The organism is Herbaspirillum robiniae (genome assembly GCF_002213415.1).
Lineage (GTDB): Bacteria > Pseudomonadota > Gammaproteobacteria > Burkholderiales > Burkholderiaceae_D > Herbaspirillum > Herbaspirillum robiniae.
Genome location: NZ_NJGU01000004.1, coordinates 259,441 through 276,299, shown reverse-complemented (window position 1 = coordinate 276,299; position 16,859 = coordinate 259,441). Strand labels below are relative to the sequence as shown.

Annotated in this window: 13 protein-coding genes; 10 read left to right on the top strand and 3 right to left on the bottom strand. The window is 65.3% G+C overall.

Translation table 11 applies throughout. The features are described from left to right. Window positions 1-94: 94 nt before the first annotated feature. From CEJ42_RS07955 to CEJ42_RS07945, 3 genes are all read left to right on the top strand, one after another. Window positions 95-1,132: a hypothetical protein gene (locus CEJ42_RS07955; protein WP_088750563.1), complete on the top strand. Its 1,038-nt coding sequence runs from the start codon at window positions 95-97 to the stop codon at window positions 1,130-1,132. After that, entirely contained in the window at window positions 1,129-2,823 is a 1,695-nt protein-coding gene (recJ, locus tag CEJ42_RS07950; RefSeq protein ID WP_088750562.1) for a single-stranded-DNA-specific exonuclease RecJ, read from the top strand. Before CEJ42_RS07955 ends, recJ begins: the two co-directional genes overlap by 4 nt. Window positions 2,824-2,999: 176 nt before the next feature. After that, on the top strand, window positions 3,000-4,685 hold the full coding sequence (locus CEJ42_RS07945; RefSeq protein ID WP_088750561.1) for a bifunctional diguanylate cyclase/phosphodiesterase: 1,686 nt from the start codon (window positions 3,000-3,002) through the stop codon (window positions 4,683-4,685). On the opposite strand, the gene CEJ42_RS07940 is transcribed toward CEJ42_RS07945, so the two are convergent. Beyond that, the gene (locus tag CEJ42_RS07940; protein ID WP_079214588.1) at window positions 4,627-5,358 is read right to left on the bottom strand and encodes a hypothetical protein; all 732 of its coding nucleotides are present in this window, start codon (window positions 5,356-5,358) and stop codon (window positions 4,627-4,629) included. The genes CEJ42_RS07945 and CEJ42_RS07940 overlap by 59 nt on opposite strands. 140 nt (window positions 5,359-5,498) lie before the next feature. After that, on the bottom strand, window positions 5,499-7,451 hold the full coding sequence (locus CEJ42_RS07935) for a PhoX family protein (RefSeq protein WP_165774404.1): 1,953 nt from the start codon (window positions 7,449-7,451) through the stop codon (window positions 5,499-5,501). A gap of 190 nt (window positions 7,452-7,641) precedes the next feature. Between CEJ42_RS07935 and prfB the strand changes: the two genes are divergently transcribed. The 7 genes from prfB to CEJ42_RS07900 all read left to right on the top strand — a co-directional run bounded on the left by prfB (window position 7,642) and on the right by CEJ42_RS07900 (window position 15,232). After that, window positions 7,642-8,746, top strand: a protein-coding gene (gene prfB, locus CEJ42_RS07930) for a peptide chain release factor 2 (protein ID WP_122984517.1) whose coding sequence is annotated in 2 segments (ribosomal slippage) — window positions 7,642-7,722 and window positions 7,724-8,746 — 1,104 coding nt in all. Because the reading frame shifts where the segments join, the coding sequence is not laid out codon by codon here. A gap of 74 nt (window positions 8,747-8,820) precedes the next feature. Continuing rightward, complete coding sequence (lysS, locus tag CEJ42_RS07925; RefSeq protein ID WP_088750560.1) at window positions 8,821-10,368, top strand: lysine--tRNA ligase; 1,548 nt, start codon at window positions 8,821-8,823, stop codon at window positions 10,366-10,368. Between the two features lie 297 nt (window positions 10,369-10,665). After that, a complete protein-coding gene (locus CEJ42_RS07920; protein ID WP_165774403.1) occupies window positions 10,666-11,925 on the top strand; it encodes a phage tail sheath family protein in 1,260 nt (419 codons plus the stop codon). Window positions 11,926-12,110: 185 nt separating this feature from the next. Then, the gene (locus CEJ42_RS07915; protein ID WP_088750558.1) at window positions 12,111-12,722 is read left to right on the top strand and encodes a glycine zipper 2TM domain-containing protein; all 612 of its coding nucleotides are present in this window, start codon (window positions 12,111-12,113) and stop codon (window positions 12,720-12,722) included. Window positions 12,723-13,122: 400 nt separating this feature from the next. Then, a complete protein-coding gene (locus CEJ42_RS07910; protein WP_088750557.1) occupies window positions 13,123-14,034 on the top strand; it encodes an alpha/beta hydrolase in 912 nt (303 codons plus the stop codon). 146 nt (window positions 14,035-14,180) lie between these two features. Next, window positions 14,181-14,666 carry a DUF4118 domain-containing protein gene (locus CEJ42_RS07905; protein WP_243397814.1) on the top strand — a complete coding sequence of 162 codons (486 nt, stop codon included), beginning with the start codon at window positions 14,181-14,183 and terminating at the stop codon, window positions 14,664-14,666. 140 nt (window positions 14,667-14,806) lie between these two features. Beyond that, entirely contained in the window at window positions 14,807-15,232 is a 426-nt protein-coding gene (locus CEJ42_RS07900; RefSeq protein WP_079214582.1) for a response regulator, read from the top strand. Window positions 15,233-15,239: 7 nt separating this feature from the next. On the opposite strand, the gene pdxR is transcribed toward CEJ42_RS07900, so the two are convergent. Then, the gene (gene pdxR / locus CEJ42_RS07895) at window positions 15,240-16,763 is read right to left on the bottom strand and encodes a MocR-like pyridoxine biosynthesis transcription factor PdxR (RefSeq protein WP_088750555.1); all 1,524 of its coding nucleotides are present in this window, start codon (window positions 16,761-16,763) and stop codon (window positions 15,240-15,242) included. Between the last annotated feature and the right edge of the window lie 96 nt (window positions 16,764-16,859).

Genomic DNA, 16,859 nt, shown 5'->3' with positions numbered 1-16,859 from the left:
TGCCGCGCTTCGCGCCGGTTTCAGCACACCCGCCGCCCCCGCCCCGGCCTTGACGCCGCGTCAACAAGCCCGCCACCGGATAAAATAGCGCCCCATGAATCAACTCGACATCCTCATCCCCTTCGCCCTGCCCCCGGCCGAGCTGGCGCGCGACCTGCTGCGCCAGTGCCGGGCGCCGGCGCTGGCGATGCTGCTGGGACGCGGCAAGGCTGCCGCGGCGCCCCAAGCGCACGATCCGTTTTCCCGCGCGCTGCCGCACGAGCACTGGCTGGCGCGGCGTTTCGGCCTGCCGCAGCCTGAACAGGACAGCAGCCCGGCGGCCGCCGCCGCGCTGATGCGCGGCCTGGGCCACGCGCCGCAGGCCGGCCTGTGGTTCGTGCTGCATCCGGCCCACATCCACGTCGCGCGCGACCATCTGGTGCTCACCGACGTGGCCCAGCTGGAGCTGGACGAGGCGCAGTCGCGCAAGCTGTTCGACTCCGCCCTGCCGCTGTTTACCGAGATAGGCCATGAGCTGGTCTATGGCGACGCGCGCACCTGGTTCATCCGTGCCGACGCCTGGAGCGGCCTGCGCACCTCCACGCCGTCGGCCGCCAGCGGTCGCAACGTTGACATCTGGATGCCGGAAGGCCCGGGCGAACTAGCCTGGCGCAAGCTGCAAAACGAGGTGCAGATGCAGTGGTTCTCGGAATCCCTCAACGAAGAGCGGGAAATGCGCGGCCAGAAAGCCGTCAACTCGATCTGGATCTGGGGCGGCGCCGATGCCGCCACGGCGGGCATGATCCAGCCCGGCTACAGCGCCTGCTACGGCCTGCGCGGCTGGATGCAGGCCTTCGGCGAAACCGCCGTCTCCGGTGCGGCCGAGATCGCCCAAGGCTCCGGCCATCGCCTGCTGGTGCTCGATACCCTGATCGAAGTCGCGCTGGCCGAAGAATGGGGCCTGTGGCTGCAACGCATGGAAGAACTCGACCGCGACTGGCTGGCGCCGCTGCTGGACGCGCTCAAGGCCGGCTCCTTCGACGCCGTCAACCTGGTGCTGACCGGCGCCGACCGGTTGGCGCACACCGCCGTCACGCGCGGCGCGCTGCGCAGGTTCTGGCACAAACCTTCCCTCGCCAGGCTGTCCGCATGATCCGCATCGCCACCCGTTCCTATTCCGTCGCCCAGGCCGAACAGCTGATCGCCGAGGGCGTGCACCCGGTGCTGGCGCGCGTCTATGCGGCGCGCGGCCTGTCCAGCGCGCGTGAACTCGCGAGCGAACTCAACGCCCTGATCGCGCCGTCCGGCCTGAAACACATCGACGCCGCCGCGGCCTACCTGGCCGACGCCATCGCCGCCAACAAGAAGCTGGTGATCGTGGCCGACTACGACTGCGACGGCGCCACCGCCTGCGCCGTCGGCCTGCGCGGGCTGCGCATGCTGGGCGCCCGGGTCGACTACATCGTGCCCAACCGCTTCGAATACGGCTATGGCCTCACGCCCGAGATCGTCGAACTGACCGTGCGCGAGAAGACGCCGGACGTGATCGTCACGGTCGACAACGGCATCGCCAGCATCGACGGCGTGGCCGAGGCCAACCGGCGCGGCATCGACGTGGTGGTGACCGACCACCATTTGCCGGGCGACTCCCTGCCCGAAGCGCGCGTGATCGTGAACCCGAACCAGCCCGAATGCGGCTTCCCCAGCAAGAACCTGGCCGGCGTGGGCGTGATGTTCTACGTGCTCCTGGCGCTGCGCGCGGAAATGCGCAAGCGCGGCCTCTTCGACGCCGCCAGCCAGCCCAACCTGGCGTCGCTCTTGGACCTGGTGGCGCTGGGCACGGTGGCCGACGTGGTCAAGCTGGACGCCAACAACCGCATCCTGGTGGCGCAGGGCTTGAAGCGCATGCGCAGCGGCAAGATGCACGCCGGCATCGCCGCGTTGTTCCGTGCCGCCGGCCGCGAGGCGCGCCGCGCCACGCCGTTCGACCTCGGCTTCGCCGTCGGCCCGCGCCTGAACGCGGCCGGCCGCCTGGCCGACATGGCGCTGGGCATCGAATGCCTGACCACCGACGATGAGGGCCGCGCCTGGGCCATCGCCCAGCAGCTCGACGCCATCAACCGCGAGCGGCGCGACATCGAGGCCGGTATGCAGGACACCGCCCTGAACCTGCTGGACGACTTCAACCCGGCGGATCGCCGCACCATCGCCGTGTTCGATCCGTCCTGGCACCAGGGCGTGATCGGCATCGTGGCCTCGCGCCTGAAGGACAGGTTCTATCGCCCCACCATCACCTTCGCGCCCGGCGACGAAGGCTTCATCAAGGGTTCGGGCCGCTCGATCGCCGGCTTCCACCTGCGCGACGCGCTGGACCTGGTGTCCAAGCACGCGCCGTCGGTGATGACCAAGTTCGGCGGCCATGCGATGGCCGCCGGCCTGACCATCCATGCCCACGCCTTCGACGCCTTCAGCGCCGCCTTCGAGGCGGTCGGCCAGGAATGGCTCACGCAGAACCAGCTGGAACGCGTGATCGAGACCGACGGCGTGCTGGAGGATGCCTACTATTCCGTGCAGTTCATCGGCGTGATGGACGAACAGGTCTGGGGCCAGGGCTTCGCGCCGCCGGTGTTCTGCGACACCTTCAGGGTGGTGAACCAGCGCATCCTCAAGGAAAAGCACCTGAAGCTGCAGCTGGAGAAGGACGGCCGCAAGTACGACGCCATCTGGTTCGGCCACGCCGACGCCCTGCCCGACTACGCCAACGTGGCGTTCCGGCTGGACGCCAACGAGTACAACGGCAAGACCACGGTGCAGCTGATGGTGGAGCACGCCGAACCGGCTTGAGGCGCGCCGGCGGGGAAGATGTAAAGAAATCGTTGTGGCAATGCCCTCACATCGCGCCGACAAATTTCCCGCCTGATGGCACAATGACGGCAATGCACCGCTTTTCAACGGGGAGAGCGGTACGGGCGCAAACAGGGAACGCGCCCGTCCCGGCAGACAACAAGACCAAACCGCCGATGAAGATCCATCGCTTTGCCAGCAGCCTCATCACACGCCTTGTGCTGTTCGGCATCTTTGTCGTCGTCGCCAGCGCCATCCTGCGCTACAACATCCTGATCAACTTCCTCGAGAACGACCAGGCCAAGGTGGCCGCCGAGCAGCAAAGCACCATCGCCAGCTACCTGGCCCAGGACATCGGCTACCGCATCGCTGAACGCAAAACCTATCTGGAACGCCTGTCCGCGCACATCCCGCCCGGCCTGTCGGCCGATCCGGCGGCGATGCGCGAATGGCTGCGCGAGCACCAAGAGCTGCAGCCGCTGTTCGCGCAGGGCCTGTTCCTGGCCGACAGCGCCGGCACCATCGTGGTCGACTATCCGACCATGAACGGCCGCCGGGCCATCTCGCTGACCGCCTATCCCGACTACCAGCGCGTGCTGGCCGGCGCCACGGTGCTCGGCGAGCCGCTGCTGAGCCCGGCCAGCGGCCATCCCACCCTGCCCATGCTGACCCCGGTGCGCGACGCCTCCGGCCAGGTCAGCGGCGTGCTCGGCGGCACCATCGAACTGGATGCGCCGGGCTTCCTCGAACATCTGCAACAGGCCCGCCTGGGTCCTTCCGGCGGCTTCATGCTGGTGTCGCCGGCGCAGCGCGTGGTGGTGGCCGCCAACGATCCGGTGCTGGTGTTCACCCCCGTGCCCACGGCCATCGCCGATCCGATGCTGGACCGCGCGCTCAAAGGCTGGCGCGGCAACGGCATCGGCCGCAGCGCCAACGGCGTGGACGAGATCAAGGCCTACGCCTCGGTCCCCGGCACCGACTGGCTGGTGGTGACCAACCTGCCGCTGGCGTCGGCGCTGCCGACGGTGGATCGCATGCGCGCGCTGATCGCGCGCGGCGGGCTGGTCCAGGCCGGGGTGATCTTCATGCTGGTGGTGCTGGCTTATTTCTGGTTCTTCCGCCCCCTGCGCCGCGCCGCGGCCCTGGCCGACCGCATGACGCGCGGCGAGATCCCGCTGTCGCCGCTGCCGGTGATCCGGCGCGACGAGGTCGGCCACCTGACCATGGCCTTCAACGGCCTGCTGGCACGGCTCAAGCAGCACCAGTCCGAACTGCAGCACCAGGCCCACCATGACGTGTTGACCGGCCTGCCCAACCGCATGATGCTGGCCGATCGCATGGAAGAGGCGCTGGCGCGCGCGCGGCGCCTGGAAAGCGGGATCGCGCTGCTGTTCCTCGACCTGGACGGCTTCAAGCCCATCAACGATCGCCTGGGCCACAAGGCCGGCGACCAGGTCTTGCAGGAAATCACCCAGCGCCTGCGCCAGGTGGCGCGCCGCAGCGATACCCTGGCGCGGGTCGGCGGCGACGAGTTCGTGCTGCTGGCGACCGACCTGGAGCTGCCGCTGGAGCGCGGCGCCCGCGTCCTGGCCGAAAAATGCATCAAGGCGGTGTCGGAGCCGCTGGTGCTGGGCGCGGCCGAATGCCGGCTGGGGGTCTCCATCGGCATCGCCGTATGCGACGGCCGCTGTGATCCCGACAGCCTGCTGCAGGCGGCCGACAAGGCGATGTACGACGCCAAGGCCGGCGGCCGCGGCTGCTACGTGTTCGCGCCGGACGGCATCGGCTGCGGCCACGTGACCATCAGCGCACGGGAAGGAACTGAAGGAACGAACCACCCAGCAGGTTCTGAACGTAGCTGATCCCGGCGCGGCGGTATTTCTCGGTAAGGAATTCGGCCATCAGGTCGAGCCGCCCGACGATCTTGCCGAACTCGCGCTCGAAACTGAGGTTGCGCACGTCGCCGCCGATCTCGTCGGACAGCAGCAGCGGCGCGCCCGCCGCGTTGCGCCGGCTGGCCAGGATCCAGGCGCCGATCTCGACGTTGCGGGCGGCGTTGTAGAGGCGCTGCGCATCCAGCCCGTCGACCAGGAAGAACTCGATCTTGTTGCCGTGGGCGACCACGATCATGTCAGCCGTGGCATGGATGAAGGCGGCCACGCGGTCGCCCTTGAAGTCCGGCGACAAGGCCAGCGCCATCGCCTGGATGTCGCGCTTGCCCTGGAGCTCCGGCCAGGGCTGGCGCGTCTCCACCGCTTCCCTCACCTTCTTCTCCGCCTCTTCGCGGCCGATGGCGGTCTTCTTCCATTCGCCGGGGTTGCGGCGATAGAGCTTGTCCATCAGCAGGTAAAGGCCATCGAGGTTGGCGCGCATGGCCAGGGTGGCGATGCGGTTGGTGTCGGACTGCCCCATCTCGCGCGAACTGGCCGACGCCCCCTTGACCTCGCCGTGCGGCGACGGGGAGCTGGCGCAGCCGGCCAGGGCGGCGGCGCATAACAGCAAGGCAATCAGCGGTCTCGTTGTGGTTATTGTCATCGGCAGGCGGGGCAAGCAAGCTGATAGGACTGATCCTAGCAGATTGCGTTCACTGCCAGCGCGCCGATTGCGCGCCGTCGCCGGGCCGAAAATGAAACGGCGGGCCGCGCGGCCCGCCGTCGTTCATGCCCGCGGCGACATCAGGCGCCGGAGTATGGCAGCCCGGTCAGATAGCCGACCGTCGCGCCGAAGCGGTCCTTGTAGTTGGCGCGCACCAGCGGGTCGAGGGTGTCCTTGACCTTGTCGTGCAGGCCTTTCTCCCAGTCGCCGGCGTGCTGGAAATTGCTCATCACGTAGGTCCAGCCGTTGATCTCGTCGACCGCGTGCAGGCCGGTCGATTCGGCCCCGGCCGGGCAGGACAGCACGCGCGTCAGGGCCTTGGTGTCGACGTTGTAGGCCCACAGGAAGTTGTTGACGTGCATGCCGCTGTCCTCGCCGATGAAGAGCGTGCGCAGCTTCTCGGAGAACTTGATGTTGTCCGGGTTGGCGATGCGGTCCTGCTCGGCCAGGTTGCCCAGCGCGTCCGGCGTCTTCAGGTCCACGCCCACCAGTTCGGCCGGGGGCGCCATGTCCACCGGCACCCATTCGCTGTCCATCGCCGCGCCCGCAGCGTCGCGCTGGCCGCCGCGCAGGTTCAGCGCGTACACGGCGCCGGCCTTGGGGCCCTGTACCTTGATGTGGCCGGAGCCGTCCAGCATCGAGGTCTGCACATAGGACATGGCCGAATAGGCGACCTTGTCGCGCGCATTGACGGTGGTGCCTTCCATCTTGGTGAAGCCCAGGCTGCCGCCGGCCAGGGCCGCGTAGCGGTGGGTTTCGAGGAAGGCCGCGGCCTTCTGCATGCCCGGCTTGACGCGCACCCAGTTGAATTTGCCGTTGAACGGGATCTTGGAGAACGAGCCGTCGGCGGGATCGCTGGTGCGGATGTCCATGATGTCGGCCGCCTTGTAGCGGTCCGCCATGGCGCGGATCTCTTCGCTGGTGGCGCTGCCCAGCTTCACCCACGACAGCTTGCCGGCGCCCGGGCCGACGCCCGACACCTGCTCCCAGCGCGCCACGTACAGCGCGCCGGCGGACAGGTCGGCGGCGCGCTCGGCGATGAACATGAACAGGCCGCCGTTGGTGGCGTCGTCGCCCATGAGCACGGTGCGCCGGTCGGGCATGACCTGCACCAGCTCGTGCGAGATGCGGCCCAGGCAGAAATGCTTCTTGATGGAGCCGGTGCCGTCGGCGTTGACGGTGACTTCCGGCAGGTGGCCGTAGTGGTAGGGATTGGCCTTCGCCTCATCGCCGTACAGGTTGCGGCTGAAACCCTTGAACTGCGGGTTGGATGCGATGGCCGAGGCGTCCGGCTCGTACTCTTCCGACGACAGGTGGGTGTTCCACGGCGACAGGCTGGCGCCGCAGGTGATCCACAGGCCGTGCACCTGCGAAGTATCGACGTTGTGGTACTTCACCAGCGAGAGCTTGCCCGAGGACGGATCCTGGTCCAGCGTCAGCACGGCGATCGGCGACGGCAACTGGCCGTACATGGCGGCCTGCTTCTGGTCGCGTGTGGTGTACTCGAACTGCACCACGGCGAACACCGTGTTGCCCTTCACGCCGGGCACGCTCGCGCCCTTCATGGTCAGCAGCGACGAGCCGTCCGGGCAGTCCGAGAAGAACTGGCGTTCGCGGCCCGGCACCGAGCGGTCGATGATCGGACGGTTGTTGATGTCGACGTAGCCGCCGGCCAGGATGGTGGCGCCGCGACCGTCCGGCACCATGTCGCCGGTCATGAAGAACGGCTGGTAAGCCAGCTTGTAGGTCTGTTTGCTGCCGTCGGCGAACGCCACTTCCAGCGCCGAACCCACCGTGGTGGAGGCCATCGCGGCCGGATCGGCCAGCGTCGGCGCCGGCATGCCGGTGAAGCGGGCCGAGGCGAAAGGCTTGCCCGCGCCCGGCGTGGCGCAGGCCGACAACAGGGCCGCAGCGCCGCCGGTCAGCGGCAGCAGCGGCGCGGCGGCCAGGGCCTTGAGCAGGCTGCGGCGGCCGCTCTGCGGCTGGGCGTCAGGAAGGGAAGATTGGATGGCGTCGGGGGCGGGCTGTCTCATCGATATTTCTCCGTATCAACATGGATGACCCGCGGCATGGCTGCCCGGCGGCGTCAGCGTTTTGTCAGTCATGCAAAGCGCTGCGATGGTAGCGGCCGAAAATGACGGCTTCGTGACGGACAGCCGGCAAGTAGGCAATCCGGCCCCGCCCTCTTGTATAATGTGAGGTTTGATCGAAAAAGAAATCATCATGGAAGCAGAACGCCTCAATTCCCTCCAATCCCTGCTCGACGACCTGGCCACCCGCGCCACCGAGCTTCGGAGGTATCTTTGACTTCGATGTGAAGTCGGAGAAACTCGAGCAAGTCAACGCCGAACTGGAAGACCCGAACGTCTGGAACGACCAGAAACGGGCCCAGGACCTCGGCAAGGAAAAGAAATCGCTGGAAGCGATCGTCCATACCCTCATCAAGATCGACGGCGAGCTCAATGACGCCCGCGACCTGTTCGCCATGGCGCGTGAGGAAAAGGACGAGGACACCATCGTCGCCATCGAAGCCGATACCGAAGAGCTGAAGAAGCTGGTGGAAGGCATGGAGTTCCGCCGCATGTTCAGCGGGCAGATGGATGCCAACAACTGCTTCATCGACATCCAGGCCGGCGCCGGCGGCACCGAGGCGCAAGACTGGGCCTCGATGCTGTTGCGCCAGTACCTGCGCTATTGCGAGCGCAAGGGCTTCAAGGCCGAGATCCTGGAACAGTCCGACGGCGAAGTGGCCGGCATCAAGACCGCCACCATCAAGGTCGAGGGCGAGTACGCCTACGGCTTCCTGCGCACCGAAACCGGCGTGCACCGTCTGGTGCGCAAGTCGCCGTTCGACTCCAGCAACGGCCGCCACACCTCGTTCTCCAGCCTGTTCGTCTACCCGGAAGTCGATGAATCCTTCGAGATCGACATCAACCCGGCCGACGTGCGCGTGGACACCTATCGCGCCTCCGGCGCCGGCGGCCAGCACATCAACAAGACCGATTCCGCGGTGCGCCTGACGCACGCGCCTTCGGGCATCGTCGTGCAATGCCAGAACGACCGCAGCCAGCACCGCAACCGCGCCGAGGCGTGGGACATGCTGCGCGCCAAGCTGTTCGAACTGGAACTGCGCAAGCGCATGAGCGAGCAGCAGAAGCTGGAAGACTCCAAGACCGACGTCGGCTGGGGCCACCAGATCCGCTCCTACGTGCTGGACCAGTCCCGCATCAAGGACCTGCGCACCAACTTTGAAACCGGCAACACCAAGGCGGTGCTCGATGGCGACATCGACGACTTCATCGCCGCTTCGCTGAAACAGGGCGTCTGACGTCAAGCGCCGCGGGGCCCTGCCCTGCGGCGCGACTCCTCCGACCGACCGTTCAACATTCAAGAATTCCAACCATGACCACGCAAAACAACAACGCCGCCCAGCCGGCACCGGCAGCTGACGAGAACAGCATCATCGCCGAACGCCGCGCCAAGCTGGCCGCCATCCGCGAACAGGGCGTCGCCTTCCCCAACGATTTCCGTCCGGCCGACAAGGCCTCCGACCTGCACGCCAAGTACGACGAGCTCGACAACGAAGCGCTGGAAGCCAATCCGGTGAACGTCTCGGTGGCCGGCCGCATGATGTTGAAGCGCGTCATGGGCAAGGCGGCCTTCGCCACCCTGCAGGACGCCTCGGGCGCGCGCGCCGACGGCCGCATCCAGCTTTATGTGACCAAGGACGTGACCGGCGACGAAGCCATGGCTGCCTTCAAGCACTACGACCTGGGCGACATCCTGGGCGCCGAAGGCACGCTGTTCAAGACCAAGACCGGCGAACTGTCGATCAAGGTGACCACGCTCAAGCTGATCACCAAGTCGCTGCGTCCGCTGCCCGACAAGTTCCACGGCCTGGCCGACCAGGAAATGAAGTACCGCCAGCGCTACGTCGACCTGATCATGAGCGAGGAAACCCGCCGCACCTTCAAGGCGCGCACCGCCGCGATGTCGTCGATCCGCCGCTTCATGGAGACCAACGGCTTCATGGAAGTCGAAACCCCGATGCTGCACCCGATCCCGGGCGGCGCCGCGGCCAAGCCCTTCATCACCCACCACAATGCGCTGGACATGCAGATGTTCATGCGCATCGCCCCCGAGCTGTACCTGAAGCGCCTGGTGGTGGGCGGCTTCGAGCGCGTGTTCGAAGTCAACCGCAATTTCCGCAATGAGGGCGTGTCGCCGCGCCACAATCCGGAATTCACCATGATGGAGTTCTACGCCGCCTACGTGGATTACCAGTGGCTGATGGGCTTCACCGAGCAGGTGATCCGCCAGGCCGCCATCGACGCGCACGGCACCGCCACCCTGACCTACCAGGGCCGCGAGCTGGACCTGTCCAAGCCGTTTGATCGCCTGACCATCAACGGCGCGATCATGAAATACGCACCGCAATACGCCGAAGCGCAACTGAACGACATCGAGTTCCTGCGCACCGAGCTCAAGAAGTTCGGCGTCAAGACCGACCAGGCGCCGCTGGCCAAGGCCGGCATCGGCGCACTGCAACTGGCGCTGTTCGAAGAAACCGCCGAGTCGCAGCTGTGGGACCCGACCTACATCATCGATTACCCGGTCGAAGTCTCGCCGCTGGCGCGCGCCTCCGACACCGTGGCAGGCATCACCGAACGCTTTGAGCTGTTCATCACCGGCCGCGAGATCGCCAACGGCTTCTCCGAGCTGAACGACGCCGAAGACCAGGCCGCGCGCTTCCAGGCGCAGGTCGCCGCCAAGGACGCCGGCGACGAAGAGGCGATGTACTACGACGCCGACTACATCCGCGCGCTGGAATACGGCATGCCGCCGGCCGGCGGCTGCGGCATCGGCATCGACCGCCTGATGATGCTGATCACCGATTCGCCCAACATCCGCGACGTGATCCTGTTCCCACACCTGCGTCGCGAGGACTGACGATACGGAGCGATCCGAACAACAATCAGCTTCGCACAAGGCAAAGGCCACCCGGGATCATCGGGTGGCCTTTGTTGCTTTTGGCCAGCATTTTTGCCGGCTTGCGGCAAGACAGATCGAAATTAATTTGATACCCGGACAAATTTTTTCGCATCTACAGCAAAGCGTAAGCATTCCTCCCGGACAAGCAACAAATGTTGCCAAAATAATCATTTCGACAACCGAGCGCGATCGCAGGCCTTGCACCCGAGACGATGCCCACGCCCGCTCCCAAACCCACTTTGAAAGGATCGGATGATGAATGCGCCCGGAGTGACGATTGAAGAAGTCGGCTTGACCGCGGCATCCGTGCGGAGCAGCGCGACGGTGCCTGTTTTCATTGGCTACTTCTACAATAAAAAAACCGGCAATGTCTTACCCATCTCCACCGGATGCATCAGATTCAACAATGCCCTGGAGTTGCGCCAGTACTTCGCCAACACGGTTCCCGCGCCTGTAAAAATCAGCGGCGCTGATGTAAGCCTCAGCGGATCTTCAATACAACCTGGCGCAATTGCCATCAACCACTACTTCGAGAACGGAGGCGGTCCTTGCTACATTCTCCCCTATTCCGCGAACGTGACCGGAATGGCAGATTACATACGCGAGCATGAGGACATAACCCTTATTACAACGACATTTGCTAACGATAATATTGGGCTGCCCGCTCTGATGACAGAACTGAAACCCCTGCTGGAAGACGGCAAGGGAAGATTCTTCGTCGCCACTGCCTCAGCGCGGGGCTTTAGCCCTTTTATCCCGGATGGCCCCGTCCAGGACATCGGCAGCTACCATCCGTACCTGACGCTCACCAGCCGCCTGTGGCGCGACGACGCCGAGACCACGGTCAGCGGTTACTCCGACAGCAGCATCGATACGCTGGCCAAACTGAAGACTGCGTCACCGGCGCTCTATGCCAAGGCGGATGCGCTGATCAAGGAACGACTGGCCGCATTGAAGACCATTGCAGTCAGCCCCGGCCCCGCCGTCGCAGCCGCTTATTGCAGGACCGATCGCGAACGCGGCGTGTGGAAGGCCCCGGCCAATATCGTCATCAACGATGCCGAGCCGTACAGCATCATTCCCGAGAAGGATCATGGAAAATGGAATGAAAAAGGCGTCAACATCATCCGCAAGATGAACGGCAAGACGGTCATCTTCGGCGCACGCACGCTGGCGGTCGACTCCGAGCAATGGCGCTACGTCTCGGTGCGCCGGCTGTTCAACAAGATCCAGCGCGACATCGGCGAACTGATGCGCCACTTCGCCGATGCGCCCAACACCCAGGACACGTGGACGCGGGCGAAGTCGATCGTCGACGCATATCTTCACGACATCTGGAGCCAGGGCGGCCTCAAGGGAAGCCGCCCGGAACAAGGATATCAAGTCGCGCTCGGCAAGGACGAAACAATGGACGACGACGACATAGCCGCCGGCCGGATGATTGCGCAAATCAAACTGGCCGCAAGCAGGCCCGCCGAATTCATCATATTGAGATTTTCACAAGAATTGCTCTGACTCCCAATGCCACGGCGGCGCAAGACGACATGTCCGCGCCGCCTGCGGCAACGATGTCCGCAAGCGCAAAAGAGCATGCGATCGTCATTACAAGAACTTACAACTGACACATTATCGGGATTTTTTTTCGCGTTTCGCCACTCCATAATCACTCCAACATCAACACCAATAACGGAGAGGCCATCATGGAAAACACCGTCGCTAAATCGTCATCCACTCGTATTCATCCCCTGGTCGCCGGCGCCGCCATCGCGGTCATGCTGGTCAGCCTGATCGGCGTGGCGGCCATGACCGGTTTGCTGCCCAGTTCGAACAGCTCCAATTCGCCGCAACAGCAAATGGCGGCCATGGATGCCAATGCGGCCCAACAGCAGCAGGCTGCCGCACAGCAAGTCCCGACCCGGCAACCGGCGCAAGCCTATCCGGCACAATCGGCGGCCCCGGCCCAGCACGCCCCCGCCATCTGCAGCAGCTGCGGTGAAGTGGTCGCCGTGCGCGCCGTGCAGCACACGCCCAACACCAGCGGCGTAGGCATCGCCGGCGGCGCCGTGGTCGGCGGCCTGCTGGGCAACCAGGTGGGCGGCGGCACCGGCCGCACCCTGGCCACCATCGCCGGCGCCGTCGGCGGCGGCTATGCCGGCAACGAAGTCGAGAAGCGCGCCCGCACCACCACCAGCTACGTGGTCGATGTGCGCATGGAAAACGGCAAGTCGCGCAGCTTCCCGCAAACGTCCGAACAATGGCGTGTCGGCGATCAGGTGCGCGTGGTCAACGGTCGCCTGGAGGGCCGCGGTTAAATCCGGCCCCACCTTCCCCTGGAAAGCCCTTCGAGTCGCCTCGAAGGGCTTTTTTGCTTGGTGCCGCGAGTCTGGCGAAGGATTAACCAGAAGAAATATTTCCAATACGTACACCAAAGCTTGTTGTACCGCGTTATTGACACAACGACGCCGGAATTCCCGGCCAATGAAACTCCGGAGTATGAAATCACTCCCATCTGGTAAATGGAAACGGTTAGCGCTGGCAACATTTCTGCCGCGCAGTTAGACTTTACAAAAAAGCACGCACGCGATCAGCGGCGCGTTTGGATGCATCCGGGAAACAGAGTGCGCGCGAAGGACGCCGCCGGCCTGCCATGCAACGGGGGGCGAACGGTTCGCCAAGATGAGCTTGCCGGCTCGAATGCAGTTTTATCGATTTATGGACTCACTGTCATCCACTGACACCATCGACCTCATTACTGGCGCTTCCGCAGAGGCGCGCCAGGGAGGTCCCCACAAGGACCATGCGGTCATCCTGCTGCACGGCCTGTGCGGCTCCCAGCTCGAAATGGGCTCCATTCCCAAGCAATTGAAAAAGGCCGGTTGCACCGTCATCCCGATGACGATCGACAACTACTCGGCTTCGCTGACCAACCCGCGCGTCTCGCCGGACTGGGAGCAATGGTGCTCGGTGGTCGAGAGCAAGATCGCCCGCCTGAAGGAAGAGTTCAAGACCGTCTCGATCTGCGGCCTGTCGATGGGCGCCACGCTGGCGCTGGCGGTGGCCGCGCGCAGCAGCGAACTGCTGTCGGTGGTGCTGCTGTCACCGGTGCTGCAGTACGACGGCTGGTCGGTCCCTTGGTACCAGAAGCTGCTGACCGTGGTCTACGACCTGGGCATCCGCAACTGGTCCTACAAGGAGAGCGAACCCTACGGCATCAAGAACTTCGACATGCGCCGCCGCGTGGCCAGCGCGCTCGAAAAGGACGGCGTGGCCGCCGTCGGCGCGGCGTCGATCCCCGCCCGCCACCTGCGCGCCGCGCTGCGCATGATCTCCTATGTGCGGGACGCGCTGCCGCTGGTGCGGGCCGATACCCTGATCATCCATTCCATCGACGACGAGACCGCTTCGCCGCGCAATGCCGAGGTGATCCTGCAACGCATCGGCTCGGAAGTGCGCAAGGTGATCTGGCTGGGCGACTGCTACCACATCATCACCGTCGACAACGAGCGCGAAATCGTTACCAACGAGACCGTGATGTTCATCAAGCGCAGCATCGAGATCCACGGCAACGAACTGTCGCGCAAGTACCTGGCGCATTCGTCGCCGCTGAAGGACCGCCGCCAGTAAGCCGCGCGGCATGGAAATACAACACTGCGGACGATTGAAGCTCTTCCGTAAGTGTTTTGACAGACTGCATTCTTAACATGAGGGAATTGCGCTTTTGCGCAATGCAAGCAAAGATGGATTCGACACGATCCCCTTCCAGAGCCATCATGAGCCTGATCAAACTTAAAAATGCGAAGAGCTGGCGACCTCAGGGCTTCCGCCCGATCTACATCAGCGCGCTGGGCTTCATCGCCGCCTTCGGCCTGCGCTATGCGCTGGCGCCCTTCGTCGACGAATCGCTGTCGATGCTGTTCTTCGCCGTCAACTGCATCATCATCAGCTACCTGTTCGGCTACGTGTATTCGCTGACCCTGCTGGCCATCAGCATCCCCACCGCGATGTTCTTCTTCCGCAAACCCTTTTATACGATGGACGGCCTGAACGACAAGGACATCTTCATGATCCTGGTCTACACCATCATCATCACCACCGCCTCGCTGATCATCGAATGGCTGCAGCGCGAACGCTATGCCGCGGTGCTGCAGCAACGGGTTTCCGAGACCCGCTACCGGCTGCTGATCGAATCCGACCAGGCGCGCCGGGCCGAGTATGCCAGCCAGTTCGAGAACCCGTCTCCCGGCGAGACCGCATGACCCCAAGGGCGCCTTCCACGGCGCCCTTTTCATTTCCGCCTCCCGCAAAATCCAGGACACGGACGCCACATCAGGAAGCTCCTGATAGCCCGCCTGTGGTCCGTCTGCCAAGATGGATTCAACACAGCAAGGAGGCCGTCATGCCCTACATCACACCGAAAGTCCTGGTCATCGATTCCAACCTGGATGCCATCGAACTGGCCCGTTTCGCCCTCTGGCGCAGCGACCTGGCCTGCCGTTTCGAATGGTTCGACGATGCCGAGCTGGCCAACGCCTCGCTGCTCACCCACGCGCTGTGCCGCTCCAAGGACCTGCCGGCGCTGATCCTGCTGGATCCGCGCAACTTCCCCGGCGCCGAAGGCTACGAGCTGCTGCGCACGCTGTGCATCTATGAAGCCGTTTCCCATATCCCGCTGGTGCTGTTCACTTCGTCGCCGCTGAGCAGCGACTTCAGCATCGACCAGGACAGCCGCATCTGGTACGCCGCCAAGTCCGCAGACCCGGCCGACTACATGCGCGAAATCACCCGCTGCGTGCGCTCGCGCCTCTACGAGCCGGTGCACTGAGGCCGGCTCAGCCGAGCCCGCGCACGATCTTCGCCAGGCGGCGCACGAGCCCCGCGAACTGTTCTTCCTGCGTATTGCCGTAGCCGATCACCAGCCCGTTGCTGGCGGCCTGCCGGCGCGCCGACGAAAACGAAGACAGCGCCCCCACGTTCATCCCTGCCGCGCGCGCCGCGGCGCTGATCACCGTATCCTCGTAGCGCAGCGGCAGACGCGCCGTCAGGTGCAGGCCGCCATCGCCGCCCAGCACTTCATGCGGCACGTCCAGGTTCTGCGCCAGCGCCTCGCGCAAGGCCTGCTGGCGATCGCGATACAGGCGCCGCATGCGGCCCAGGTGACGCGAGAACTGCCCGCACGCGATGAACTCCGCCAGCGCCAGCTGCTCCAGCCGATGGCCGCCTCGCAGCATCTCGGCCAGCGCCGGCCATGCGCCCTCACCCGCCGATTCGGGCAACACCAGGAATCCGATGCGCAGGGCCGGGAACATGGTCTTGCTGAAGGTCCCCACATACAGCACCGGCGCGTCCGGCAGCAAGCCCTGCATGGCCGGCACCGGATGGCCGCGATGGCGGAACTCGCTGTCGTAGTCGTCCTCGATGATCCAGCTGCCCGCCTCGCGCGCCCGCGCGATCAGCTCCAGCCGCCGCGCCAGCGACAGCACCGCCCCGGTCGGATACTGGTGCGACGGCGTCACGTGCACCAGCCGCGCCGGACGCGTACGCCACAGCCGCTCGGGAATGACGATGCCGTCGCCGTCGACCGGCATCGACACCATCTTGAGGTCGCCCGAATGAAAGGCCGCGCGCACGCCGCCATAACCCGGATCTTCCATCCAGGCCGTTTCTCCCGGATTGGAAAACAGCCGCACGCATAGCGACAAGGCGCCCTGCGCGCCCTCGGTCACCACCACCTGCGAAGCCTCGCAGCGCACGCCGCGCGCCACGCGCAAGTACTGGGCGATGGCCTCGCGCAGCGCCGGCTCGCCCAGCGGGTCGCCATAGCCCAGCACATGCGAAGGCGCCTGCTTGAGCGCGCGCTCCTGTGCACGCAGCCAGGCGTTGACGGGAAAGCGGTTCAGGGCCGGCATGCCCGGCGTGAGCGGCAGCGAACGGTCGCCGGCGTCGCGCGTGGGCGTCATCGTCGACACGCGGCGCGACTGGCGGCCGGATGCGCCGGTAGCGCCGACACGCTGCTTCGCAGCGCCGGGCGCAACCTGCGCCGCAGGCGCTGGGTGCAATGTCTTCAGCGCGTGCGACGCCGGCGCCGCGCCCGAGGCATGGGCCAGGGGCGCCACCCGTGTGCCCTGGCGGTCGGCCAGGGCATAGCCCTCGGCCACCAGTTGCTCATAGACCGCCAGCACGGTATTGCGCGATACCTGCAGCTCCTCGCACAGCGCGCGCGAGGACGGCAGCCTGCCGCCGGCGGCCAGCTGGCCGCCGAGTATCGCCTGCTTGAAGCGCGCCAGCAGCTGCTGCTGGCGCGACGGCGCGCCGGGGCCGGTGGCCAGTGGAGAGAAGATCAGGGAATGGGTCATGGCACCATGAGGGGAAAATCGTGGCCCCATGAGAATGTCATCATGTGGCGCTTTTTATGATGCCACGAAAACGCTATCGTCTGGCTATTCCAACCT

Excerpts from the sequence above, each read along its gene's own strand:
- CEJ42_RS07935 (WP_165774404.1), bottom strand. The coding sequence starts at position 7,451 with ATGAGACAGCCCGCCCCCGACGCCATCCAATCTTCCCTTCCTGACGCC.
- CEJ42_RS07955 (WP_088750563.1), top strand. The coding sequence starts at position 95 with ATGAATCAACTCGACATCCTCATCCCCTTCGCCCTGCCCCCGGCCGAG.
- CEJ42_RS07940 (WP_079214588.1), bottom strand. The coding sequence starts at position 5,358 with ATGACAATAACCACAACGAGACCGCTGATTGCCTTGCTGTTATGCGCC.
- CEJ42_RS07900 (WP_079214582.1), top strand. The coding sequence starts at position 14,807 with ATGCCCTACATCACACCGAAAGTCCTGGTCATCGATTCCAACCTGGAT.
- lysS (WP_088750560.1), top strand. The coding sequence starts at position 8,821 with ATGACCACGCAAAACAACAACGCCGCCCAGCCGGCACCGGCAGCTGAC.
- pdxR (WP_088750555.1), bottom strand. The coding sequence starts at position 16,763 with ATGACCCATTCCCTGATCTTCTCTCCACTGGCCACCGGCCCCGGCGCG.
- CEJ42_RS07920 (WP_165774403.1), top strand. The coding sequence starts at position 10,666 with ATGAATGCGCCCGGAGTGACGATTGAAGAAGTCGGCTTGACCGCGGCA.
- CEJ42_RS07915 (WP_088750558.1), top strand. The coding sequence starts at position 12,111 with ATGGAAAACACCGTCGCTAAATCGTCATCCACTCGTATTCATCCCCTG.
- recJ (WP_088750562.1), top strand. The coding sequence starts at position 1,129 with ATGATCCGCATCGCCACCCGTTCCTATTCCGTCGCCCAGGCCGAACAG.
- CEJ42_RS07945 (WP_088750561.1), top strand. The coding sequence starts at position 3,000 with ATGAAGATCCATCGCTTTGCCAGCAGCCTCATCACACGCCTTGTGCTG.
- CEJ42_RS07910 (WP_088750557.1), top strand. The coding sequence starts at position 13,123 with ATGGACTCACTGTCATCCACTGACACCATCGACCTCATTACTGGCGCT.
- CEJ42_RS07905 (WP_243397814.1), top strand. The coding sequence starts at position 14,181 with ATGAGCCTGATCAAACTTAAAAATGCGAAGAGCTGGCGACCTCAGGGC.